Below are 22,469 nucleotides of genomic sequence, written 5' to 3' on the forward strand. Positions count from 1 at the left end.
GTCCGTTGATCAGGGACGAGACCCTGGTCACGAGGGGGTCACGATCCCCCGCTTGACAGCCGACGCCATCTTGCCGCCCCCGCACACCCGGGCGTAGACCAGATCGCACGGGAGCGCGCTCGACGTTCGACGATGGAACGAAGAACGGGGCAGTCATGCGCATGACGAGCAGCACCATCCGGACACGCTGGTCGCCGAAGCGGGACAAGGCGACCCCCCAGCACCGCAGAGCCGCCAAGGCCGCGGCCGCCGTCGCCGCGGGAGCGCTCGCGCTCTCGCTCACCGCCTGCGGAGGCGACGGCGACGGCGACGGAAACAGTGGAACCGAGGGAAACACCGAGGAGACCGCCAACAACGTCACCCTTCCGAAGCTTGACGGGACGAGCCTGGAGATCGCCGCCGTGTGGAGCGGCGCCGAGCAGGCCAACTTCAAGAAGGTCCTGGCGGAGTTCGAGAAGCGCACGGGCGCCAAGGTCACGTTCGTGCCCGCCCAGGACCCGATCATCAACTTCATCGGCTCGAAGGTGGCCGGCGGTCAGCCGCCGGACATCGCGATGCTGCCGCAGCCGGGCGCCATCAAACAGGCCGTCGACCGGGGCTGGGCCAAGCCACTCGGCGCCGAGGGGCTGAAGGAGCTCGGCGAGAACTACTCGCAGGGCTGGCAGGACATCGGCAAGGTGGGCGGCAAGCAGTACGGCGTCTACTACAAGGCCGCCAACAAGTCCCTGATCTGGTACAACAACCAGGTCTTCGAGAACGCCGGGGCGAGTGAGCCCGAGACCTGGCCGGATCTGCTGAAGACCGCGCAGACGGTCTACGACTCCGGCGTCACCCCGTTCTCCGTCGGCGGCGCCGAGGGCTGGACGCTGACCGACTGGTTCGAGAACGTGTACCTCTCCCAGGCCGGGCCGGAGAAGTACGACCAGCTGGCCAAGCACGAGATCAAGTGGACGGACCCGTCCGTGAAGGACGCGCTGACCACGCTCGCGCAGGTCTGGGGCAAGGCGAACTACGTCGCGGGCGGGGCGAGCGGTGCGTTGCAGACCGACTTCCCGGCCTCCGTCACGCAGGTCTTCACCGGCGGGGACCAGCCCAAGGCGGCCATGGTCGCCGCGGGCGACTTCGCGCAGGTCAACATCCCGACGACCATGAAGGTCGGCACGGACGCGAAGGTGTTCCCGTTCCCGGCGGTCGGTGACAACGGGCCGGTGGTCTCGGGCGGCGACGCGGCCGTGATCCTCCAGGACTCGAAGGGGGCGCAGGCCCTGGCCACCTGGCTCGCCTCGCCGGACGCGGCGGAGATCCAGGCCAAGCTGGGCGGCTACCTCTCTCCGAACAAGAACGTGCCGAACTCCGCGTACCCGAACGCGGTGCAGCAGCGGATCGCCAAGGCGCTCATCGACGCCGGTGACGACTTCCGCTTCGACATGTCCGACCAGGCCCCGCAGGCCTTCGGCGGCACGCCCGGCAAGGGCGAGTGGAAGCTCCTCCAGGACTTCCTGAAGAACCCGAAGGACATCGCGGGTACGCAAGCGAAGCTGGAGACCGAAGCGGCCGCGGCCTACGGAGGCTGACGGCATGACGTCGGCCACGGCGGCAGGGGGCACTCCGCCCCCTGCCGCTCCCAAGTCGCGCAAGAGTGTGACCGGCACCCGCAGGACCGTCGCGGCGCTGTTCCTGCTGCCCGCGCTCGTCCTGCTCGGCGCGCTCGTGGTGTACCCGATCGGGTACTCGGTGGTCCGCAGCTTCTACGACCAGTCCGGCGACGGCTTCGCCGGGATCGACAACTACCAGGCCCTCTTCACCGACGAGGGCATCCGCACCGCGCTGAAGAACAACATCATCTGGGTGGTGTTCGCGCCGACGGTCGCGACGGCGCTCGGCCTGATCTTCGCGGTGCTGACCGAACGGGTGCGCTGGGGCACGGCCTTCAAGCTGGTCGTCTTCATGCCGATGGCGATCTCGATGCTGGCGGCGGGCATCATCTTCCGCCTGGTGTACGACCAGGACCCGGACAAGGGCGTCGCGAACGCGGTGTGGGTGGGCGTGCACGACACGTTCGCCCAGTCGTCGGCGTTCCCGAAGGCCCACCCGGGCCGGGAGTCGCCGCTGGAGCCGGCGGGCGGGGGTGCGTTCATCACCAAGTCGCCCGTCCGCACGGGCGAGACCGTCTCGTTGCCCCTGGTGGGTGTCGCGCCGGACCTGATGCCGGACGACGCGAAGAACGCCGTGGCGGCGAAGCCCGAGCCGGACAAGATCACCGGTACGACCTGGCAGGACTTCACGCGGGGCAAGGGCGTGGGGACACTCAACCGGGTCGACGCGTCCGAACTGGGCTATGCCGGCATGAAGGTCGAGGCCGTGAAGGACGGCAGGGTCGTGGCGTCGGCCACGGCAGCCGACGACGGCACCTTCACGCTGCCCGCCTCGGCCGACGGGGCCCAACTCCGGCTTCCGGACAGCAACTTCAAGGAGCCGTACAACGGCCTGGACTGGCTCGGCCCGTCCCTGGTCACCCCGTCCATCATCGGCGCGTACATCTGGATGTGGGCGGGCTTCGCGATGGTGCTGATCGCGGCAGGGCTCGCGGGCGTGCCGCGGGAACTGCTGGAGGCCGCCCGGGTCGACGGCGCGACCGAGTGGCAGGTGTTCAGACGGGTCACGGTGCCGCTGCTGGCGCCGGTTCTCGCGGTCGTCGCCGTCACCCTGATGATCAACGTGCTGAAGATCTTCGACCTGGTCTTCATCATCGCCCCCGGCTCCGCCCAGGACGACGCGAACGTCCTCGCCCTGGAGCTGTACCGCAAGGGCTTCTCCGAGGACCAGCCGGGCATCGCCAGCGCCATCTCGGTGTTCCTGCTGCTGCTCGTGATCCCGGTGATGTGGTTCAACGTGCGTCGGCTGAGGCGGGAGGTGCGGCGATGAAGACGAAGCAGTCGCTGGGGTCCCGGCTGGCCGAGGGGGTCAGCGGTGGGCTGGTGCGGGTGTTCCTCATCGTCGTCGGCCTGTTCTGGCTGGTGCCGACGATCGGTCTGCTGCTCGCGAGTCTCCGCTCGCCGGAGGACATCGCGGCGAGCGGCTGGTGGAAGGTGTTCACCGAGCCGTCGCAGATCACCTTCGACAGCTACTCCAAGCTGCTGGAGAACGAAGACATCACCAGCTCCCTGCTCAACACGGTGTGGATCACCGTGCCGGCGACCCTGCTGGTCGTGATCATCGGATCACTGGCGGGCTACGCCTTCGCCTGGATGGAGTTCCCCGGCCGCGACTGGTGGTTCCTGGGCGTGGTCGGCCTGTTGGTCGTGCCCGTGCAGGTCGCGCTGATCCCGATCGCCGAACTCTTCGGCAGCATCGGCATCTTCGGCTCGGTGATCGGCGTGGTGCTGTTTCACGTCGGCTTCGGCCTGCCCTTCGCCGTGTTCCTGCTGCGGAACTTCTTCGCGGAGATCCCGAGAGAGCTGCTGGAGGCGGCGCGCCTGGACGGGGCGGGTGAACTGCGCCTGTTCTTCCGTGTCGTGATGCCGCTCGGCGGCCCGGCGATCGCCTCGCTCGGCATCTTCCAGTTCCTGTGGGTGTGGAACGACATGCTGGTCGCGCTGATCTTCTCGGATTCCGGAAGCCAGCCGATCACGGTCGCACTCCAGACTCAGGTACGGCAGTTCGGCAACAACATCGACGTGCTGGCACCCGGCGCGTTCATCTCGATGGTGGTCCCGCTGGCCGTCTTCTTCGCATTCCAGCGGCAGTTCGTGTCCGGCGTGATGGCGGGAGCCGTCAAGTAGCGTTCAGCGCAAGCCAGTTGGAGGGGCGGACCGGTCGCGGTCCGCCCTTTCCGCGTTCCCCCGGATGCCGTAGCCGCCGTAACCAACTCACCCCACCGGCCGTTCCCGGGCCGAACGCCCGCGCCGACCGATGGATGGCCTCTTGCCCAGGTTCAGTGTCATTGTCCCCGCGTACCAGGTTCAGGCGTACCTGTACGAGTGCCTCGAATCGGTGCTCTCCCAGTCCTGTCCCGATCTGGAACTGATCGTCGTCGACGACTGCTCGCCGGACGCGTGCGGCGCGATCATCGACGAGTTCGCCGCCCGCGACGCGCGCGTCCGCCCCGTCCATCTGCCCGAGAACGTCGGCCTGGGCCGCGCGAGAAACGCAGGCGTGGCGCACGCGTGCGGCGACTACCTGCTGTTTCTCGACAGCGACGACACCCTCACGCCCGACGCGCTGCGGTCCATCGCCGACCGGCTGAAGGAGACCGACGAGCCGGACGTCCTGGTCTTCGACTACGCGCGCACGTACTGGACGGGTGAGGTGGTCCGCAACCAGGCGGCCCTCCAGCTCACCGAGCAGGGCTCGGCCCCGTTCCGCCTGGAGGACCGGCCGGGCCTGCTGAGGCTGCTGATGGTCGCCTGGAACAAGGCCTACCGGCGGGAGTTCGTCGAGGAGAAGGGGTTCGTCTTCCCGCCCGGGTACTACGAGGACACGCCGTGGACGTACCCGGTGCTGATGACCGCGGAGTCGATCGCGACCCTCGACCGTGTCTGCGTGCACTACCGGCAGCGGCGGCAGGGGGGCATCCTGCGCACCACCAGCGAGCGGCACTTCGACGTCTTCGAGCAGTACGACCGGGTGTTCGCGTTTCTGGAGGAGCGCCCCGAACTGGTCCGGTGGCGGCCGGTGTTGTTCCGCCGCATGATCCATCACCTGGCGATCGTGTACTCCCGGCGGGACCGGCTGCCCTCCGGCTCGCGCGCGGACTTCATGCGCCGGGCCCGCGCCCACTACCGCCGCTACCGCACCCGGGGCGCCCCTGTCCCCCTGCGTGCCCGGGTGCACCACACCCTGATCCGCTTCGGCCTGCACCGTACCTACCGCACGCTCCAGCTGGCGTCGGCCCTGCACCGCGGCGTCGCGCGGACCACCGGGAGGCTGCTGTGCGGCCTGCGGTCCGCCGCGCTCAGGCTCCACTACCACGTCCAGCGCTGTCTCCCGCTGCGCGCCGACCGGGCCGTCTTCGCCGCCTACGACGGCCGCGGCCACAGCTGCAACCCGGGCGCACTGGAGTCCGCGTTCCGCGATCTCGCGCCGCACATCCGCACCGCGTGGATCGCCCGTCCCGAGTACCACCACACCATCCCGCCGGGCCCGCGCCGCCTCGTCCCCGGTACGGCCGCCTACTGGACGGCACTCGCCCGCTCCGCCTACCTGGTCAGCAACACCGAATTCGACCACCGACTGGTCAAGCGCCGGGGCCAGACCCTGATCCAGACCGGGCAGGGCACCCCGCTGGGGCACATCGGCCTCGACCTCCAGGAGCGCCCGGCGGCGGCCCGGGGCAGGGACTTCGCCCGGCTGCTCAAGGGCGTGGACCAGTGGGACTACGTGCTGTCCGCCAACCGCCACACCACTCTCACCCACGAGCGGGTCCACCCCGGCCGCTACACCACGCTGGAGTACGGCTACCCCCGCAATGACGTGTTCCGCACGGCGACCTCGGCGGACGTGGCCCGGCTGCGCGCGTCGCTCGGCATCCCGGAGGGCACGGTGGCGATCCTCTACGCGCCCACTCACCGCGACTACCGCCGCTCCCAGCGCCGCGCCCTCGACCTCCAACGGATCGTGCGCCGCCTGGGCCCGCGCTTCATCGTGCTGGCCCGCGCCCACCACGCCTACGACGCCCCGCTGACCAGCACCTGCGGCCGGGTCGTCGACGTCAGCGACCACCCGAGCGTGTCGTCGCTGTGCCTGGCCTCGGACGCCCTGCTCACGGACTACTCCTCGCTGATGTTCGACTACGCCAACCTGGACCGGCCGATCGTGATCCACGCCGACGACTGGGAGGCGTACGAGGCGGCCCGCGGCGCCTACTTCGACCTGCGCTCCTTCCCGCCGGGTGCGGTGGCGCGCGGCGAGGACGAGCTGATCGACATCTTCGCCACCGGCCACTGGCGCGGCTCCCGGTCGGCTCAGCTGCGCTCGGCGTTCCGGGAGCGGTTCTGCACGTACGACGACGGCCGGGCCGCCGAGCGGGTCGTACGCCGGGTCGTCCTCGGGGAGTCGGACCTGCCGCCGGTCGTGCCGCTCGACGAGCGCCGGCCGGTGCCGTCGGCGGCGGCCTCGCTGGCGCGCGTGCCGCTCGCCACGGTGCCGCGGCCGGCCGGCCCGGCCGTCGTCACCGACAGCCTCTGAACCCGGTTCTCACGCGTGGGAGTTCGTATGCCCTCCAGCCCGTCGCGGCCGACCCCGAGCCGGCCGCCTTCCTGGCGCCCGTCCGGGAGGCCGGGACGCCGTAGTCACGTCGCCTGACGCGGCCCCCGCTTCCGCAGGCGCTCGACCCTCGACAGAAAGAGCAGAATGCCCCGCTTCAGCATCGTCGTCCCGTCCCATGGGGTCGCGGGCCGGCTGTCCCAGGCGCTGGACTCGATCCTCGGCCAGTCGTTCGGCGACTTCGAGCTGATCCCGGTGTGCGACGCGCCCGACTCACCCGCGGCGGACGTCGTCGCCTGGTACGCCGAGCGGGACTCCAGGGTGACGCCGGTGCACTCGCCGCCGTCGGCCGGTCTGGCCGGGGCGCGCAACACCGGGCTGCGGTCGGCGGTCGGCGGCCATGTGCTGTTCCTCGACGGGGACGACGTCCTGGCCCCGGGAGCGCTGGCGGCGCTGGACGCCCGGCTGGGCGCGGTGGGCGACGTCGACGTCCTGTACTTCGAGCACGAGCGCACCCCCTGGTGGGAGGGCGAGCCGACCAACCCGGCCGCGCCCCTGCTGGCCGGGACGCCGGAGGGGGCCTTCTGCCCCGACCGGGCCCCGCGGCTGACGGGCGTGGCGCTGCCGGCGTGGAGCGCGGCCTACCGCCGGGCCTTCCTCACCGAGCAGAGCATCACCTTCCCCGGGGACCACTTCACCGACACCGGGTTCGGCGGGCTGGTCGCCCTGCGGGCGGAGCGGGTGGCGGCCTTGCGCGCGGTCGTCGTCCGGCATCTGCTGCGCCGGCCGGGCAACCGTCTCAACCTGCCGGGAGAGCACCACGCCGAGCTTCTCGAACAGACCGAGCTGGTCCTGACCCGGGCCGTGGAGCAGGGGCTGCCGGCGGAACGGCTGGGGCCGCTGTTCGAGCAGCTCTTCGCCGCCGTACTGAAGACGGCCGCCCATCCCCGACGGCTGTCGGCCGGGCGGCGCGCCTTCTTCCGCCGGGCGAGCGCGCTCTACCGGCAGCACCGCCCCGCGGGCTACCAGCCGCCCGGTGGCAGCCTCGGCGTCCAGCACCGGCTGCTGGCGTCCGGGGCGTACGCGGCGTTCCGCACCCTGCGCGCAGCCACCCGGAGGGCCGCGCGAGCCGCCGCACTGCTCCCGCACCCCCGGGGGCTGCGCACCCGTCTGCGGTACGCGGCGGGTCTGCGCCTCCCCCTCGACGAGAACCTCGCCGTGTACTGCGCGTACTGGGGCCGCGGTTACGCTTGCAACCCGGCCGCGATCCACGCCAAGGCCCGCGAACTCGCCCCGCACCTGCGGTCGGTGTTCCTGGTGGAGCCGGACGCGGTGGACAGCGTGCCGAAGGACGTGGAGTACGCGGTGATCGGCAGCCGCAGGTACTGGGAGGTGCTGGCCCGCGCCAAGTACCTCGTCAACAACGCCAACTTCGCGGACGCCGTCATCAAGCGCCCCGGCAGCGTGCACCTCCAGACCCAGCACGGCACACCGCTGAAGAAGATGGGCGCCGACCAGGCGACGTACCCCGTGGTGGCAGCGGCGACCGGGAGCTTCGCCAGACTGCTGGCCCGGGTCGACCGCTGGGACTACAACCTCACCTCCAACCGCCACTCCACCGAGATGTGGGAGAAGGCGTTCCCCGGCGCCCACGAGACCCTCGAGTACGGCTATCCGCGCAACGACGTCTACTACACGGCGTCCGCCGAGGACGTCGCCCGTGCCCGCGAGGAACTGGGCGTCCCGGAGGGCAAGAAGGCCCTGCTCTACGCACCCACGCACCGCGACTACGCCACCGGCTTCGCGTCGGGTCTGGACCTGGCGGAGTTCTGCGAGGCGATCGGCGACGACTACGTGGTGCTGCTGCGCGCCCACTACTTCTACGACCAAGGGGCGAGCCGGGGCGGTGGCCGGATCATCGACGTCACCGGGCACCGCTCGTCGGAGGACGTGTGCCTGGCCGCCGACGCGCTGATCACGGACTACTCCTCGATCATGTTCGACTACGCCAATCTGGACCGGCCGATCGTCGTGTACGCCGACGACTGGGAGGTCTACCGGGAGATCCGGGGCGTCTACTTCGACCTGATGCGGGTCCCGCCCGGCCGGGTCGCCCGTACGCCCGAGGAACTTGCGGCCGTCTTCCGCGACGGCGGCTGGGCGGACGAGTCCGCCACGGCCCTGCGTGCCGCGTTCCGGGAGCGCTTCTGCCAGTTCGACGACGGGCGGGCCGCCGAGCGCGTCGTGCGCCGGGTGCTGCTGGGGGAGCCGCCCGAGTCGATCCCGCCCGTGATCCCGCTCGCGGAGCGCGTTCCGGCCCCCGCCGCCACCCTCGTAAGGAGCTGACCGAAGAAGTGCCCCGCTTCAGCATCATCGTCCCCGTCTACAAGGTGCAGGGCTTCCTGCGCGAGTGTCTCGACTCGGTGCTGGGCCAGTCGTACGGCGACGTGGAGGTGATCGCCGTGGACGACCGCTCGCCGGACGGCAGCGGTGCGATCCTCGAGGAGTACGCGGCCCGCGACGCCCGGGTGCGGGTGCTGCACCTGCCCGAGAACGTCGGCCTGGGCCGGGCCCGCAACGCCGGCCTGGAGCATGCAACCGGCGACTACGTCCTGTTCCTCGACAGCGACGACCAGTACACCCCGGGCCTGCTGGCGGCCGTCGCCGCCCGCCTCGAAGCGACCGGCGAGCCGGACATCCTGGTCTTCGACCACGTGCGCACCTACTGGTGGGGCCGCGGCGGGCGCAGCGAGGCGGCGGACCTGCTGGCCGCGGCGGGCACGGACACCTTCGGCATCCGGGAGAGCCCGCAGTACCTGAACCTGTTCCTGGTCGCCTGGAACAAGGCGTACCGCCGGTCCTTCTTCCAAGAGCACGGCCTTCAGTACGCGCCGGGGCTGTACGAGGACGCGCCGGTCACCTACCGGTCGATGGTGCTGGCGGACCGCATCGCCTGCCTGGACCGGATCGGGGTGGAGTACCGGCAGCGCCGGCAGGGCGCGATCACCAAGACGCCGGGGCGCCGGCACTTCGAGATCTTCCCGCAGTACGAGGGCCTGTTCGCGTTCCTGGAGCAGCGTCCCGACCTCGACTGGGCGCGGCCGCCGCTGCTGGAGCGGGCCCTGGACCACATGCTGTTCGTGTTGGCCCGGGAGGACCGGGTGCGGCCCGCGGACCGGGGCGACTTCTACCGTGAGATCCGCTCCTTCCACCGGCGCCACCTCCCCGAGGGCGGCTTCCCGGAGCCGGACGGCTGGCGCGGGGTAGAGATGCGACTGCTGGCGTCGGCTCCCTACGCGTCGTACGCGGCGGTGCGGGGTCTGCGGGACCTGCGCGCGGCTGCCCTGGGCGGGCAGCGGCGGGTGGCTCGGAAGGCGTCGGCGACCGCCCTGCGCGGCTGGTACGCGGCCCAGTCGAAGCGTCCCCTCGATCCGCATCTGGCCGTCTACTCGGCGACCCACCACCGCGGGGTGTCGGGCGACCCGGCCGCGATCCACGCCAAGGCCCTGGAGATCGCCCCGCACATCCGGGGCGTATGGGTGGTCCGGGAGGACGCGGTGGACGCGCTGCCGCCCGGCATCGACCATGTGACGCCGGGCTCGCGGCGCTACCACGAGGTCATGGCCCGGGCCACGTACTGGGTGAACAACGTCAACTGGCCCGGCACCCTGGCCAAGCGGCCCGGCAGCGTCCACATCCACACCCACCAGGGCACCCCGCTCAAGTACCTGGGCGCCGACCTGCTGACCAAGCCGGGCGCCCGGCTTGGTTTCGATGTGCCGCAGATGCTGCGCCGCGCCGACCGCTGGGACTACAGCCTGGTCGCCGGGCGGCACGCGGAGCGGGCCTGGGCGCGGGCGTACCCGTGCCACTTCACCTCGCTGCGGACCGGCAGCCCGCGCAACGACGTGCTGGTCGGCGCCGGCCCGGAGCGGGGCCCGGCCGTCCGCGAGCGGCTGGGCATCCCCGCCGACCACACGGTCGTGCTGTACGCGCCGACCCGCCGCGACTACCGGCGGGGCGGCCACGTGGACCGGTTCGACCTGGCCCGGTTCGCCGCGGACCTCGGCCCCGGCCACACGCTCGTCGTGCGCCTGCACCCGTCGCTGGCCGGGGGCGTGGCGCGCGGCCTGGGCCTTGCCGACCTGCACCGGCGGGGGGTGGTGGTGGACGCGACCGACGAGCCGCACGTCGAGGACGTGCTGCTCGCCTCCGACGTGCTGGTCACCGACTACTCCGCCCTGATGTTCGACTACGTCCTCCTCGACCGGCCGGTCGTGGTGCACGCCGACGACTGGGGTGCCTTCACGGCGAGCCGGGGCGCCTACTTCGACATCACGGCCGACGCGCCGGGGCATGTGTCGCGCTCGTACCGGGAGCTGGCCTGGCTGTTCGCGTCCGGCACCTGGCAGGACACGGAGTCGGCGCGACTGCGGGCGGGCTTCCGGGAGCGGTACTGCGAGTTCGAGGACGGGCAGGCCGCCGAGCGGGTCGTACGCCTGCTGATGCTGGGCGAGCGGGGCGGTGCGCTGCTGCCCGTGGCCCGCCGGATCCCGGGGCCGCGTGCCCGGTCCGAGGCGCTGGTGGAGCGATGAGACCTCCCGCCACCCCCGAGGCCGTTCCCTCCCTGCCCGGCCAGCGGGCCTCCTCGGCGCGGTCCCCGGCCGCCGTCGAGCGGCTGCGGGCGGTGCACTGGTGGCACGCGGCACTGGTCGCCGTGCCGACCGCGGCCCTGTTCGTGCTGGGCTACCGGCGGCGCTGGATCTGCGACGACGGGCTGATCTACCTGCGTCCGGTCCGGCAGATCCTGGCGGGCAACGGGCCCGTGTTCAACGTGGGGGAACGGGCGGAGAGTTCGACCGGCACCCTGTGGCAGTGGCTGCTCGCGCTCGGCACCTGGGTCACCGGCGAGGACCCGGCGTTCCTCGCGGTCGGGCTGGGGCTGCTGCTGAGCACGGCCGGTTTCGGGCTGGCCCTGTACGCCACGTGCCGGCTGCACCGGGGCGCGGCTCTGCTGCTCCCGGCGGGCGTGTTCGCGCTGCTGGCCGTGCCGCCCTTCTGGTCGTACATGACCTCGGGCCTGGAGAGCGGCCTGGGCGCCTTCTGGACCGGCCTGTCGTGGTGGCTGCTGACGGGCACCCGGCGCGGTCAGCAGGCCCGGGTCACGTACGCCGCCGCCTTCGTGTTCGGGCTGGGTCCGCTGGTCCGGCCCGATCTCGCGGTGGCCACGGTGTGCTTCCTGGCGGCGCAGTGGTGGGTGCTGCGCCCGTCCCGGCGGGGTACCGCGGCGATGCTGGCCTCGGCGGTGGCGCTGCCGCTGGCGTACGAGGTGTTCCGCGCGGGGTACTACGGGATCCTGGTGCCGCTGCCCGCCGTCGCCAAGGAGGCGAGCGCCAGCGACTGGGGCCGGGGTGCCGGCTATGTGCAGGAGACGCTCGGGCCCTACTGGCTGTGGCCCGTCGTGCCCGTGCTGGCCGGGATGGCCGTCCTCCTCGTGCGGCGCGTCCGCCGGGAGCGGCGGGACCGCGCCCCGGGGCGGGCCTCGCTCGCGGTGCTGCTGGCGCCGTTCGCGGCGGGCCTGCTGCTCGCCGGGTACGTCGTCCGTGTCGGCGGCGACTACATGCACGCCCGCATGATCCTGCCCGCCCTCCTGCTGCTGCTCCTGCCGGTCCTGGTCGTGCCCGCGACCAGGACCACGGGGGTCGCGAGCGCGCTGCTGGTGGTGTGGCTGTGCGCGGCGGTCAGTCCGCTGCGGGCACCGTTCGACGTGCGCAGCACGTCCGGCTCCTTCAACGTGCGCAGCTCCGACGTGGAGGGCCTCGGCGACCACAACCCGGTGCGCACCGCCACCTGGGTGGACAACTGGCCGTCCCTGCCGGAGGGGCGCGGCATGCTGGCTCAGGCCGCGCGAGCGCCCCGGCCGACGCTGCTGTACTTCGACGCCGGGCGCCGGCTGCACGCCACGCCGATGCGGGAGGACTCCCCGTACCAGGTGGTGATCGTGGGACGTCATCTCGGTGTCACGGGAGCCGCGGCGCCGCTCGACGCCTATGTCAACGACGCCTGGGGACTGGCCAGTCCCATCGGCGCGCATCTCGCGCTGGAGCGGTGGAGCTGGCCCGGGCACGAGAAGTTCCTGCGCAACCACTGGGTCTTCGCGGAGTGGGCGGTGGAGCACCCGCCGCAGCGGGACCTGGTGCGGGCCGGGGCCTCGCGGGAGGCGGTCGAGGCGGCCCGGGCCGCGCTGGGCTGCGGCGCGCTGGCCGAGCTGAAGGAGTCGGTGCGCGCGCCGCTCACCGCCGAGCGGTTCTGGCGGAACCTCACGGGTGCCTTCGAGCGGACCGGGTTCCGGTTCGCGCGCTGGCCGGCGGCGGCGGAGCGGGAATTGTGCGACCAGGGGGCTTTTGACGGGTCTCGGTCTCCGTGACGCCGCGGAGATTCATCAGGAGCCCCCTGTCGTCGGCAGGTGGGTGCAGTCGCCTCACCCGATGAAGTGACCCGGGGTCAGGGCTCGGGTACGGGCGGGAACATTCGGCGCATGCCCCAGTCCCTCCCCTTTCCCACTGTCCTGTGAGCGCCGGAGTCCTCATCCGGCGGACCGTGCTCGGCGCGACGGCACTGCGCGGCGGCCGCGTGGGGCGGCTGACCCCGTATCAGTTCTTCGGCGCCCTGTTCTGGCTGGTGATGACGCTGGCGTTCTGGCGGATCCCGCTGTGCTGCGACGCCGGACAGCACGCGGCGGTCGTCGAGCGTCTCAAGGCCGACCTGCTGCACCCGGCCCACACCATGGCCGATCTGCCGGGCGAGGGCAGCCCGTACTACGGGCCGTACGCCGTCACCCAGGGCGTCCTGGCGCGGCTGACGGGGCTGTCCGGCTGGGCGGTCGTGAAGCTCGCCGGGCCGGTGCATCTGCTGGTGCTGCTGACGGGGATCGGCCGCTTCGTCCGGGCGCTCACCCCGCGCCCGTGGGCGCCGGTCCTGGCCCTGCTGTTCATGACGCTGCTGTGGGGTACCGCGCGGATCCTGTGGAGCGGCTACCTCGGGCTGATGCCGATGACGACGAACCTGGGCTATCCGTCCGCGGTCGCGATCGGGCTGACGTTCTGGGCGTGGGCCTGGACCTGCGTGCGCGCGCGTGAGGACGTCCCGGCCGTGCGGTTCGTCGGCCCGAGCGGGCTCGGCGGCTGGTGGGGGTACGCCGGGATCGGCGCCCTGTACGGGCTGATCCTGCTCACCCACCCCGTCACGGCGGCCTCGGCACTCCTGGGGGCGGTGGCGATCGTGGCGTCGCGGCAGCGCGGGTGGCGCCGACCGGTCGTGGCGCGCTGGACGCTCGCCGGGGCGGCCTGCGCGACGGTGGCTCTGACGTGGCCGTACTACGACGTCCTGACGCTGGTGGGCGACACCGGCATGGACGCGATGCACCGGCGGCTGTACGAGGGGATGCTCGCCAACTCCTGGCTGGCGCTGCTCGGCCTGCCCGCGCTGTGGGTGCGGGCGCGCAGGTCGGCGCGTGACCCGCTGGTGCTGATGTTCCTGCTGGAGAGCCTGATGGTGGCGTACGGCTGGGTGAGCGGGCACTACACGTACGCCAGGGCCCTGTGGGCCGTGCTGGTGCCGCTGCAGTTCGCGCTGGCGGTGGAGCTGGCGGCGCCCCGGCCGTGGCGGCGCTCCCGGAGGGTGCTGGGCGGGGCGGCGGCGGTCGGGGTGTGCGTCGGGTTCGTCACCGTGCACGCCGGGGCGGTCGTGCCGCGCTCGGTCGACCCGGTGGGGTTCACGCAGCCGACGCGCTGGCCGTCGTACGACTGGGCGGCTCGGCACATCGGGCCGGGCGAGGTGGTGATCACCGACGGATACCTGGCCAGGCGCTCCATCGCCGGGTACGGGCCGAACCTCGCCGCGCCCGTCTGGCCCGACCCCGCCCTGGACGAACGGGAACGCAAACGCCGGGCGGCCGACGTCCGCGCCTATCTGGCCCCCGGCTCGACCCGCGCCGAGCGTGCCGCCGTCGTCCGCCGCTATCACGTGCGCTGGCTGCTGCTGACGCGCTGGCACCCGGTGCCCGAGGAGGCCGTGGTGGTGGCGTGGAGCAGACGGACGGGGGAGGTGCTGGCGCGGGTCGGGAGGTGACGTGCCGGTGCCTACTCGATGACGAGCTCGACCTCGATGTTGCCGCGGGTGGCGTTGGAGTACGGGCAGACCTGGTGGGCCTGCTCGACCAGCTTGCGGCCGGTCGCCTCGTCCACGCTGTCGGGGAGCTCCACGCGGAGGGTGACGGCGAGCCCGAAGCCCTCGCCCTGCTTGCCTATGGAGACCTCGGCGGTCACGGCGGCGTCGCTGACGTCGACCTTGGCCTGGCGGCCGACGAGGCCGAGGGCGCTGCCGAAGCAGGCGGCGTACCCGGCGGCGAAGAGCTGCTCGGGGTTGGTGCCCTGGCCGTTGCCGCCCAGTGCCTGGGGCATGCCCAGCGCGAGGTCCAGCACGCCGTCGGAGCTGACGGCGCGGCCCTCGCGGCCGTGGGTGGCGGTGGCGACAGCGGTGTAGAGCGCGTCCATGGAAATCCTTCCCTCTCACACGTCAACGTTCGGCGGCCCGCTTCCGGGCCGCCTGACACCCAGAATTAGAGCACACAATTAAGTTGTGTGCAATTGAATGGCGGGCACGAGCTACCCTGGAGGCATGAACACGCCGGACGACGACTGGCTCCGCCTGGACCAGCAGATCTGCTTCTCCCTGCACGCGGCATCCCGCGCCTTCAACGGCGTCTACCGCGGGATCCTCAAGGACCTCGGGCTCACGTACCCGCAGTACCTGGTGATGCTGGTGCTCTGGGAGCACGACGAGCTGCCCGTGAAGAAGCTCGGGGAGTATCTGCGCCTGGACTCCGGCACGCTGTCGCCGCTGCTCAAGCGACTGGAGGCGGCAGGGCTCGTGCGCCGGGAGCGCAGTGCGCGTGACGAGCGGTCGGTGGAGGTGCGGCTGACCGAGGAGGGCGTCGCGCTGCGGCGCCGGGCGCTTCAGGTGCCGCGCCGGATCGCCGCCTCGACCGGCTTCGGCCCCGAAGAGGTCCGCGCCCTGCGCGCCCGCCTCGACGAGCTCACCACCGCGCTCGACGCGGCCGCGCTCGCGGAGCCGCCGGGCGGTTCACCGGCAGACGAGCGGTCGTAGCGGAGCCGGGTGGCCCGTCGGTGGACGCGCCGGGTGGCTCATCGGTGGACGCGGCGACGGCGGACGGCTCGTCAGTGGCCGGTGCGTCGACGGACGGCTCGTCGGCTACTGCGTCGACGGGCGGCTCGTCAGTGGCCGGTGCGACGGCGGACGGCTCATCGGTTGCCGGTGCGTCGGCCGGCGTTCTCCGGACGTGGAGGCGGAGGATCACCCCGTCCCGGGTGTGTTCCTCCCGGACGGTGAACTCCTCCGCCAGGACGGCCAGTTTCGTGCGCTCGACCGGATCGGGCGGAGACCAGCGAGGGTCCAGCGCGTACGCCTCGGCGACGACCCAGACGCGGTCCACCGAGGCGAGCCTGTGCCGCAGTTCGCCGGGCGTCGCCTCGCGGCCCCACAGTGTCCCGGAGCGGGGCGCCGACTCCCGCAGCGCGATGTCCCGGACCTGCCGGAACCCTTTCGGGTAGGCCAGTGCGGCGAGCCTCCCGACCGACGGGACGAACAGTACCGGGTCGCCGGGGCGCACCTGGCGGAGGGCGAGCGCGGAGACGACGGCGAGGTTGTCGGGGCGGTGGGCGGCGGACCGGTCCTGACGGTGGACGGGGAGATGGTGGACGAAGGTGACGGTGAGGGCGAGGACGCCGGTGACGCCCAGCAGGGCGTGCACCTGCCGGCCGCCGACCCGCACCCGCCGCCCGTCGAACCGCAGCCGCCCCAGCACTCCGGCCACCCGCCCGGCCCCGGCGCCCATCAGCAGGGACGCGCCCGCCAGTGAGTAGAGCACGTACCGGTCGTGGAACAGCGGCCGCGCCTGCGACACGGCCATCAGGATCCCCGGCGGCACGAGCAGCAGCGGGAGCGCGACCGCCGCCAGTCGCCGCGCCCGGAGCCCGATGGCCATCAGCAGCAGCGACCCCCAGAAGACCATCCCGGTCGGCCCGGGAGAGAAGTGCCGCACCAGCCTCTCGGCTTGGTCCCACCCCGGCGGCACCAGCCACGCCACCTGCCCTGACTGCCCCTGCGACACCCACACCAGCGGCAGCAGGAGCGCCACCACCGCCCCCGCCGCGCGCCCCCACCCCGACCACACCGCCCTCGGCACCCGTAGCAGGGCCAGCGTCAGCGCGTGCGCGCAGAGCGCCGGCACCGCCAGCTCGTGCAGCAGACACGTCAGGGCGACGACGGTCCCGTACGGCCACCAGGCCCGTGCGGTGGCCGCCTCCACTGCCCTGAGAAGCAGCAGCGTCGCCCCCGCCACACCCGCCGCGACGAGGGCGTACGACCGCCCCTCCTGTGCGTAGTGGCCGGTCATCGGCGTGATCGCGTAGAGGAGACCGGCCCACAGGCCGACCCGGGGCCCGGCCAGTCGGACGCCGAGGGCCGCGACCAGGCCGGCGGTCGCCGTCGCCGCGCACACCGACGGCAGACGCAGGACGACCTCGCCCGGGTGGACGGCGAGGACTGCGTGCATGAACAGGTAGTACAGGCCGTGCACCGCGTCCACGTCGTGCAGCAGCCGCCAGATCTGCGGCACCGTGCGCTGCGCGACCTGGAAAGTGACGCTCTCGTCGCCCCACATGCCACCGCGGTCCAGGCCCCACAGCCCGATCACCGGCATCACCGCCATGGGAACCGCCACAGGCACCACGCCCGTGCCGAACCGGCCGCTCCCCCTCGACTGTCCGCTCATCACGGCCCGATTCTGTGCCGTTGCACAGGTTTCGATGACACTTGATGGTGTGTTACCACTTTCATGTCATTCGCCCGGCTTACGATCCGCCGTAATGAATGCCGTACAGAACCCCGAGAGGCCTCTCCCTCAGGTCGCCGTCGTGGTCATCGGCTACGACGACGCCGCCCATGTGACGGACGCGGTGCGCTCGGCGCTCGCCCAGGGCCCGGCCGTGCGCGAGGTCGTGGCCGTCGACGACTGCTCGACGGACGGCAGCGCCGGCCTGCTCGACCGGCTCGCCGCGTCGGAGCCCCGTCTGAAGGTCATCCGCCGCCGGGCCAACAGCGGCGGCTGCGGCACCCCGCGCAACACCGGGCTCGACGCGGTGACGTCGCCGTACGTGATGTTCCTGGACAGCGATGACGTCCTGCCGCCCGGCGCGGTCGACGCGCTGCTCGACGCGGCGACGGGCGCGCACGCGGAGGTCGCGAGCGGCCTGTGCGTACGCCGGGAACTGCCGTCGGGGCGCGAAGTACCCTGGCAGGCGCGCCTCTACACGCTCCACACCGTGCTACCGCACCCCGCGCAGCGACCGCGCCTGATCCACGACACGCTCTGCGTCAACAAGCTCTACCGCACCGACTTCCTGCGCGAGCACGGCATCCGCTTCCCCGAGGGCCGCTTCCCGTACGAGGACGTCGTCTTCACCGCACGCGTGCTGGCCGCGGCCCCGCGCATCGCCCTGGTCCCGGACCGGGTGTACGTCTGGCACGTGCGCCGGTCCGCCGAGCGGCTGTCGATCTCGCTGGACCGGTCCGGCGTCGAGAACTGGCGGGCCCGTACGGAGGCGTGCCGGCAGGCGTACGAGGTCCTGCTGGGCGCCGGGCAGAAGGAACTCGCCCGGGTGGCGCGCGCCAAGTTCCTCGACCACGACCTGCGGATGTACGTGCGTGAACTGGGGTTGCGCGACGCCGCCTACCGGCGCGCGTGGTGGGACCTCACGCGGGCGCATCTCGCGGAGTACGACGCGGACGACTGGGCCCGCAACCCGGCCGCTCCCGGCCGGCTGGTCGGACGGGTCGTCCTGGCCTCCCCGGAGCCGCGCGACCTGCCCCGGCTGCGGGAGCTGGCGGCCCGCCCGGCCCGGCTGTACCCGCCGTACGCCCGTGCCGCCGACGGCACGCCCGTCTGGTCGGAGGACCTCCCGCACGTCTCCCTGGAGCCCCTGCTCACCCGGCCCGTGTCCGTGCTGCCCCTGGCCGTCGACGCGGAACTGCGGCCCCACGCGCGCGGTGCCCGGCTGCGGCTGCGCCTGCACGAGCTGTACGGCCGGGTGGCGCAGGCGGGTCCGGAGGCGGTGGAGGTGGAGTGGCGGCACCGGGACGACGGGGACGAGGTGGTCCGCGGTACGACCGCGCCGGCGCCGTCGGTCGGCACCTGGTCGGCGGAGACGACCGTGGACCTCCCCGCGCTGGCCGCGCTCGGCGTGGGCACCTGGGACCTGCGCCTTCGCATCCGCTTCCGCGACGGCGTGAGCCGCGACGTCACGGCACACGCCCTCACGGGCGCCGGTCTGCTGCGCCGCAGCGCCGTCCCGAGCACCCGGCACGGCGTGGTACTCGTACAGCCGTATGCCACCCACTCGGGCGCGCTGGCGCTGCGCGTGGCGCCCGGCGTACGCGGTGTGCTGTCCGTCACACGCGGAAGGCTGCGCCGCCTGCTTCACTGAGAGCACGACGCGTATCGGCACAGAGCACCACCACCACGGGCCAACTGACGAGGGGACGGCCGCACATGACCTGGTTGATCAGCGGCGGCGCCGGCTACATCGGAGCGCACGTCGTACGGGCGATGACCGCGGCGGGGGAGCAGGCGGTGGTATACGACGACCTGTCCACCGGTATCGCCGAGCGCGTGCCCGCCGGGGTGCCGCTGGTGGTGGGCTCCACGCTGGACGGCGAGCGGCTCGCGCGCACCCTCGCGGACCACTCGGTCACCGGTGTCGTCCACCTCGCCGCGAAGAAGCAGGTGGGCGAGTCGGTCGAGCAGCCGCTGCACTACTACCGGGAGAACGTCGAAGGCCTGCGGGTCCTGCTGGACGCGGTGACGGCGGCGAAGGTGCCGTCCTTCGTCTTCTCCTCCTCGGCGGCGGTGTACGGCATGCCGGACGTGGACCTGGTCACGGAGGAGACGCCCTGCGTGCCCATGTCGCCCTACGGGGAGACGAAGCTGGCCGGTGAGTGGCTCGTGCGCGCGACGGGCCGGGCGGCCGGGCTGTCGACCGCGTCCCTGCGCTACTTCAACGTGGCCGGGGCGGCGAGCCCGGAGCTCGCGGACGTCGGCGTGTTCAACCTCGCCCCCATGGTCTTCGAGAAGCTCACGGAGGACGCACCGCCGCGTATTTTCGGCGACGACTACCCGACCCCGGACGGCACCTGCGTACGCGACTACATCCACGTCGTCGACCTGGCCGAGGCCCATGTCGCGGCGGCCCGGGTCCTGAGCTCCTCCCCCGGCCGCGACCTCACGCTCAACATCGGCCGGGGCGAGGGCGTCTCCGTCCGCGAGATGATCGACCGCATCAACACGGTCACCGGCTACGACCGGCCGCCCACGGTCACGCCCCGCCGCCCGGGCGACCCTGCACGCGTCGTCGCCTCCGCCGACCGCGCGGCCGCGGAGCTGGGCTGGAAGGCCCGGCACGACGTCCAGGACATGATCACATCGGCGTGGGAGGGCTGGGTGCGCCTGCACCCGGAGGCGGCGCGGGCCTGATCCGCGGTACCTGGCGAAGCCGCCCTACAACGCCTTCAACGCCTCCGCCGTAGCCCGGGCCAGCGATCCCAGATACCCCTTGGGCAGCTTCGGGCTGCGGATCACCACCGAGCGCCAGTAGAGCGGCCCGGAGACCAGGTCGAGGGCCAGGTCGTGGTCAAGGCCCCGGCGGAGTTCGCCGCGGGCCTCCGCCGCCGTGACGATGCCGGTGGCGACGCCGTCCTGGCCCTCTCGCAGGGCCTTCTGGAGGGCCTCGGCGATCTCGGGGTTGCGGGCCGCCTCGGCCTGGAGGTCGGGGATGATCTGCGAGGCGACGGGGTGGCGCAGAGCGCGGGACGTCACCTCGTACAGCAGCCGCAGGTCGCCCTCCAGGGAGCCGGTGTCCGGCGCGGGCAGACCCTGCACGGCGAGCGCCGAGACGATGTCGAGGACCAGGTGCAGCTTCGAGCGCCAGCGGCGGTACACCGCCGTCTTCCCGACCCCCGCCCGGCGTGCGATCCCCTCGATGGACATCCGCGCGTAGCCGACGGCCGCGAGCTCCTCGAAGACGGCCGCCCGAATGGCTTCCGTCACGTCCTCCCGCAGTACGGCCGCCCCCGCGGGGGCCCGGCGGCGCCGGGGCTGCTGGGGCTCGTCGGGCTTCGTCGTCATGCCGACAGCATAGGGCGTCACGACGAAACGGTTGCGTTCCGACGCTCACAAGACATACGCTCGCGTTGCGACGATACGGTCCCGTCCCGACGTAAGAGATCGTGAAGAGTCCAGTAAGAAACGCCCGTCACCTCGCTCTTCGCGACCCCACAGGTCCCACCCCCTCCTCGAACGAAAGCAGCGGATGTGAGCCAGGTCCTCCACACACCGCCCCAAGCACCGGCCCCGGCCGACGACGACCTCGCGGCCCTCGCCGCCCGCCACGGCCTCTCCGTCAGCGGCGCCCGCCCCTCCCTGCCCGAGTACGTCCGCCGGCTGTGGGCCCGCCGCCACTTCATCACCGCGTTCGCCACCGCCAAGCTCACCGCCCAGTACAGCCAGGCGAAGCTCGGCCAGGTCTGGCAGGTGATGACCCCGCTGCTGAACGCGGCGGTCTACTACTTCATCTTCGGCGTGCTGCTCGGCACCAAGCACGGCGTCCCGGACTACATCCCGTTCCTGGTCACGGGCGTTTTCATCTGGACGTTCACGCAGAGCTCGATCATGGCGGGCACCCGCGCCATCTCCGGCAACCTCGGCCTGGTGCGCGCCCTGCACTTCCCGCGCGCCGCGCTGCCCCTGTCGTTCTGCCTCCAGCAGCTCCAGCAGCTGCTGTTCTCGATGGGCGCCCTGGTCGTGATCCTGCTCTGCTTCGGCGTGCCGGTCGGCGTCTCCTGGCTGCTGGCGTTGCCGGCGCTGTTCCTCCAGTTCACGTTCAACGCGGGCGTCTCCATGGTCATGGCCCGGATGGGCGCCAAGACACCGGACATCGCCCAGCTGATGCCGTTCGTACTGCGCACCTGGATGTACGTCTCGGGTGTCATGTGGAGCATCGACAAACTGGCACAGAAGGACAGCCTGCCGCACGTGGTGACAGTGGCGCTGACTGCCAACCCGGCCGCCGTCTACATCGATTTGATGCGCTTCGCCCTGATCGACAGCTTCCACGCGAGCCAGCTCCCGGCCCATGTGTGGGCGCTCGCCGCCGGCTGGGCGCTGGTCGCCGGTGTCGGCGGCTTCATCTACTTCTGGAAGGCTGAGGAGACGTACGGCCGTGGCTGACCTCACCAACGACAGGATCCCCACCGTCGTCGCCGACGGCGTCGACATCGTCTACCGCGTCAACGGCACCGGCGCCGGACGCGGCTCCGCGACCGCCGCCCTCAACCGCATGCTGCGCCGCAAGCAGACCGAGAAGGCGTCGGGCGTGCGCCGGGTGCACGCCGTGAAGAACGTGTCCTTCGTCGCGTACCGGGGCGAGGCCATCGGCCTGATCGGCACCAACGGCTCCGGCAAGTCGACCCTGCTGAAGGCCGTCGCCGGGCTCCTCCCCGTGGAGAACGGCCGTATCTACACCGGCGGCCAGCCCTCCCTGCTCGGTGTCAACGCGGCCCTGATGAACGACCTGACCGGCGAGCGCAACGTGCACCTCGGCGGCCTGGCCATGGGCATGTCCCGCGAGCAGGTCAGGGACCGCTACCAGGAGATCGTCGACTTCTCCGGCATCAACGAGAAGGGCGACTTCATCACGCTGCCGATGCGCACGTACTCCTCCGGCATGGCCGCGCGGCTGCGGTTCTCCATCGCCGCCGCCAAGGACCACGACGTGCTGCTCATCGACGAGGCGCTGGCCACCGGCGACCGCTCCTTCCAGAAGCGCTCCGAGGAGCGCATCCGCGAGCTGCGCAAGCACGCCGGAACGGTGTTCCTGGTCAGCCACAACAACAAGTCGATCCGCGACACCTGCGACCGCGTGCTGTGGCTGGAGCGCGGCGAGTTGCGCATGGACGGGCCGACGGAGGAGGTCCTCAAGGAGTACGAGGCGTTCACCGGTGACAAGTCCGCCACGCCGAAGCCGAAGGTGCCAGTTCCCTCCTGAGGCGTGCCACAGTCGATCCTTTTGTCGCATTGATGGCACCATGAGCGAATAAGGTCCGCCTGGTGCGACGAGATGGAGGAGCCC

At 72.2% G+C, this 22,469-nt stretch carries 16 protein-coding genes; 13 read left to right on the forward strand and 3 right to left on the reverse strand.

The annotated features are described in order from the left end of the window. The first annotated feature begins 155 nt into the window (after nt 1–155). From ACZ6TU_RS35655 to ACZ6TU_RS35690, 8 genes are all read left to right on the forward strand, one after another. Nucleotides 156–1,574: an ABC transporter substrate-binding protein gene (locus ACZ6TU_RS35655; RefSeq protein WP_467667835.1), complete on the forward strand. Its 1,419-nt coding sequence runs from the start codon at nt 156–158 to the stop codon at nt 1,572–1,574. 4 nt (nt 1,575–1,578) lie between these two features. Next, a complete protein-coding gene (locus tag ACZ6TU_RS35660) occupies nt 1,579–2,925 on the forward strand; it encodes a carbohydrate ABC transporter permease (RefSeq protein WP_467667833.1) in 1,347 nt (448 codons plus the stop codon). Continuing rightward, entirely contained in the window at nt 2,922–3,782 is an 861-nt protein-coding gene (locus ACZ6TU_RS35665; RefSeq protein ID WP_469552982.1) for a carbohydrate ABC transporter permease, read from the forward strand. Before ACZ6TU_RS35660 ends, ACZ6TU_RS35665 begins: the two co-directional genes overlap by 4 nt. Nucleotides 3,783–3,924: 142 nt before the next feature. Further along, nucleotides 3,925–6,186 carry a bifunctional glycosyltransferase/CDP-glycerol:glycerophosphate glycerophosphotransferase gene (locus ACZ6TU_RS35670; RefSeq protein WP_467667829.1) on the forward strand — a complete coding sequence of 754 codons (2,262 nt, stop codon included), beginning with the start codon at nt 3,925–3,927 and terminating at the stop codon, nt 6,184–6,186. Between the two features lie 165 nt (nt 6,187–6,351). Further along, nucleotides 6,352–8,550 (forward strand): bifunctional glycosyltransferase/CDP-glycerol:glycerophosphate glycerophosphotransferase, encoded by a 2,199-nt coding sequence (locus ACZ6TU_RS35675; RefSeq protein ID WP_469552984.1) that lies wholly within the window; start codon nt 6,352–6,354, stop codon nt 8,548–8,550. 8 nt (nt 8,551–8,558) lie between these two features. Continuing rightward, nucleotides 8,559–10,799, forward strand: coding sequence for a bifunctional glycosyltransferase/CDP-glycerol:glycerophosphate glycerophosphotransferase (locus ACZ6TU_RS35680; protein ID WP_467667825.1), 2,241 nt, complete (start codon nt 8,559–8,561; stop codon nt 10,797–10,799). Beyond that, on the forward strand, nt 10,796–12,631 hold the full coding sequence (locus tag ACZ6TU_RS35685) for an arabinofuranosyltransferase AftB family protein (RefSeq protein WP_469552986.1): 1,836 nt from the start codon (nt 10,796–10,798) through the stop codon (nt 12,629–12,631). Before ACZ6TU_RS35680 ends, ACZ6TU_RS35685 begins: the two co-directional genes overlap by 4 nt. A gap of 143 nt (nt 12,632–12,774) precedes the next feature. Further along, entirely contained in the window at nt 12,775–14,334 is a 1,560-nt protein-coding gene (locus ACZ6TU_RS35690) for a hypothetical protein (RefSeq protein ID WP_469552988.1), read from the forward strand. An 11-nt stretch (nt 14,335–14,345) separates the two neighbouring features. On the opposite strand, the gene ACZ6TU_RS35695 is transcribed toward ACZ6TU_RS35690, so the two are convergent. Next, nucleotides 14,346–14,759 carry an organic hydroperoxide resistance protein gene (locus ACZ6TU_RS35695; protein WP_467667820.1) on the reverse strand — a complete coding sequence of 138 codons (414 nt, stop codon included), beginning with the start codon at nt 14,757–14,759 and terminating at the stop codon, nt 14,346–14,348. A gap of 97 nt (nt 14,760–14,856) precedes the next feature. On the opposite strand from ACZ6TU_RS35695, the gene ACZ6TU_RS35700 reads away from it, so the two are divergent. Beyond that, nucleotides 14,857–15,372, forward strand: coding sequence for a MarR family winged helix-turn-helix transcriptional regulator (locus ACZ6TU_RS35700; RefSeq protein ID WP_467667818.1), 516 nt, complete (start codon nt 14,857–14,859; stop codon nt 15,370–15,372). Here the strand turns inward: ACZ6TU_RS35700 and ACZ6TU_RS35705 are convergent. Next, on the reverse strand, nt 15,302–16,996 hold the full coding sequence (locus tag ACZ6TU_RS35705) for a glycosyltransferase family 39 protein (protein ID WP_467669052.1): 1,695 nt from the start codon (nt 16,994–16,996) through the stop codon (nt 15,302–15,304). The genes ACZ6TU_RS35700 and ACZ6TU_RS35705 overlap by 71 nt on opposite strands. A 157-nt stretch (nt 16,997–17,153) precedes the next feature. Here ACZ6TU_RS35705 and ACZ6TU_RS35710 point away from each other — a divergent pair, with 157 nt between their 5' ends. Together ACZ6TU_RS35710 and galE are read left to right on the forward strand one after the other, a co-directional pair. Continuing rightward, the gene (locus ACZ6TU_RS35710; protein WP_469552990.1) at nt 17,154–18,770 is read left to right on the forward strand and encodes a glycosyltransferase family 2 protein; all 1,617 of its coding nucleotides are present in this window, start codon (nt 17,154–17,156) and stop codon (nt 18,768–18,770) included. A 65-nt stretch (nt 18,771–18,835) separates the two neighbouring features. Further along, nucleotides 18,836–19,816, forward strand: a complete 981-nt coding sequence (gene galE, locus ACZ6TU_RS35715; protein ID WP_467667815.1) for a UDP-glucose 4-epimerase GalE — start codon at nt 18,836–18,838, stop codon at nt 19,814–19,816. Nucleotides 19,817–19,840: 24 nt separating this feature from the next. On the opposite strand, the gene ACZ6TU_RS35720 is transcribed toward galE, so the two are convergent. After that, nucleotides 19,841–20,467: a TetR/AcrR family transcriptional regulator gene (locus ACZ6TU_RS35720; protein ID WP_467667813.1), complete on the reverse strand. Its 627-nt coding sequence runs from the start codon at nt 20,465–20,467 to the stop codon at nt 19,841–19,843. A gap of 186 nt (nt 20,468–20,653) precedes the next feature. Here ACZ6TU_RS35720 and ACZ6TU_RS35725 point away from each other — a divergent pair, with 186 nt between their 5' ends. Together ACZ6TU_RS35725 and ACZ6TU_RS35730 are read left to right on the forward strand one after the other, a co-directional pair. Beyond that, nucleotides 20,654–21,568: an ABC transporter permease gene (locus tag ACZ6TU_RS35725; protein WP_467667811.1), complete on the forward strand. Its 915-nt coding sequence runs from the start codon at nt 20,654–20,656 to the stop codon at nt 21,566–21,568. After that, nucleotides 21,561–22,385 (forward strand): ABC transporter ATP-binding protein, encoded by an 825-nt coding sequence (locus ACZ6TU_RS35730; RefSeq protein WP_467667809.1) that lies wholly within the window; start codon nt 21,561–21,563, stop codon nt 22,383–22,385. Before ACZ6TU_RS35725 ends, ACZ6TU_RS35730 begins: the two co-directional genes overlap by 8 nt. Nucleotides 22,386–22,469 lie beyond the last annotated feature (84 nt).

Source organism: Streptomyces sp. NPDC052064 (genome assembly GCF_055585925.1).

Excerpts from the sequence above, each read along its gene's own strand:
- ACZ6TU_RS35655 (WP_467667835.1), top strand. The coding sequence starts at position 156 with ATGCGCATGACGAGCAGCACCATCCGGACACGCTGGTCGCCGAAGCGG.
- ACZ6TU_RS35660 (WP_467667833.1), top strand. The coding sequence starts at position 1,579 with ATGACGTCGGCCACGGCGGCAGGGGGCACTCCGCCCCCTGCCGCTCCC.
- ACZ6TU_RS35665 (WP_469552982.1), top strand. The coding sequence starts at position 2,922 with ATGAAGACGAAGCAGTCGCTGGGGTCCCGGCTGGCCGAGGGGGTCAGC.
- ACZ6TU_RS35675 (WP_469552984.1), top strand. The coding sequence starts at position 6,352 with ATGCCCCGCTTCAGCATCGTCGTCCCGTCCCATGGGGTCGCGGGCCGG.
- ACZ6TU_RS35685 (WP_469552986.1), top strand. The coding sequence starts at position 10,796 with ATGAGACCTCCCGCCACCCCCGAGGCCGTTCCCTCCCTGCCCGGCCAG.
- ACZ6TU_RS35695 (WP_467667820.1), bottom strand. The coding sequence starts at position 14,759 with ATGGACGCGCTCTACACCGCTGTCGCCACCGCCACCCACGGCCGCGAG.
- ACZ6TU_RS35700 (WP_467667818.1), top strand. The coding sequence starts at position 14,857 with ATGGCGGGCACGAGCTACCCTGGAGGCATGAACACGCCGGACGACGAC.
- ACZ6TU_RS35705 (WP_467669052.1), bottom strand. The coding sequence starts at position 16,996 with ATGGCGGTGATGCCGGTGATCGGGCTGTGGGGCCTGGACCGCGGTGGC.
- ACZ6TU_RS35710 (WP_469552990.1), top strand. The coding sequence starts at position 17,154 with ATGAATGCCGTACAGAACCCCGAGAGGCCTCTCCCTCAGGTCGCCGTC.
- galE (WP_467667815.1), top strand. The coding sequence starts at position 18,836 with ATGACCTGGTTGATCAGCGGCGGCGCCGGCTACATCGGAGCGCACGTC.
- ACZ6TU_RS35720 (WP_467667813.1), bottom strand. The coding sequence starts at position 20,467 with ATGACGACGAAGCCCGACGAGCCCCAGCAGCCCCGGCGCCGCCGGGCC.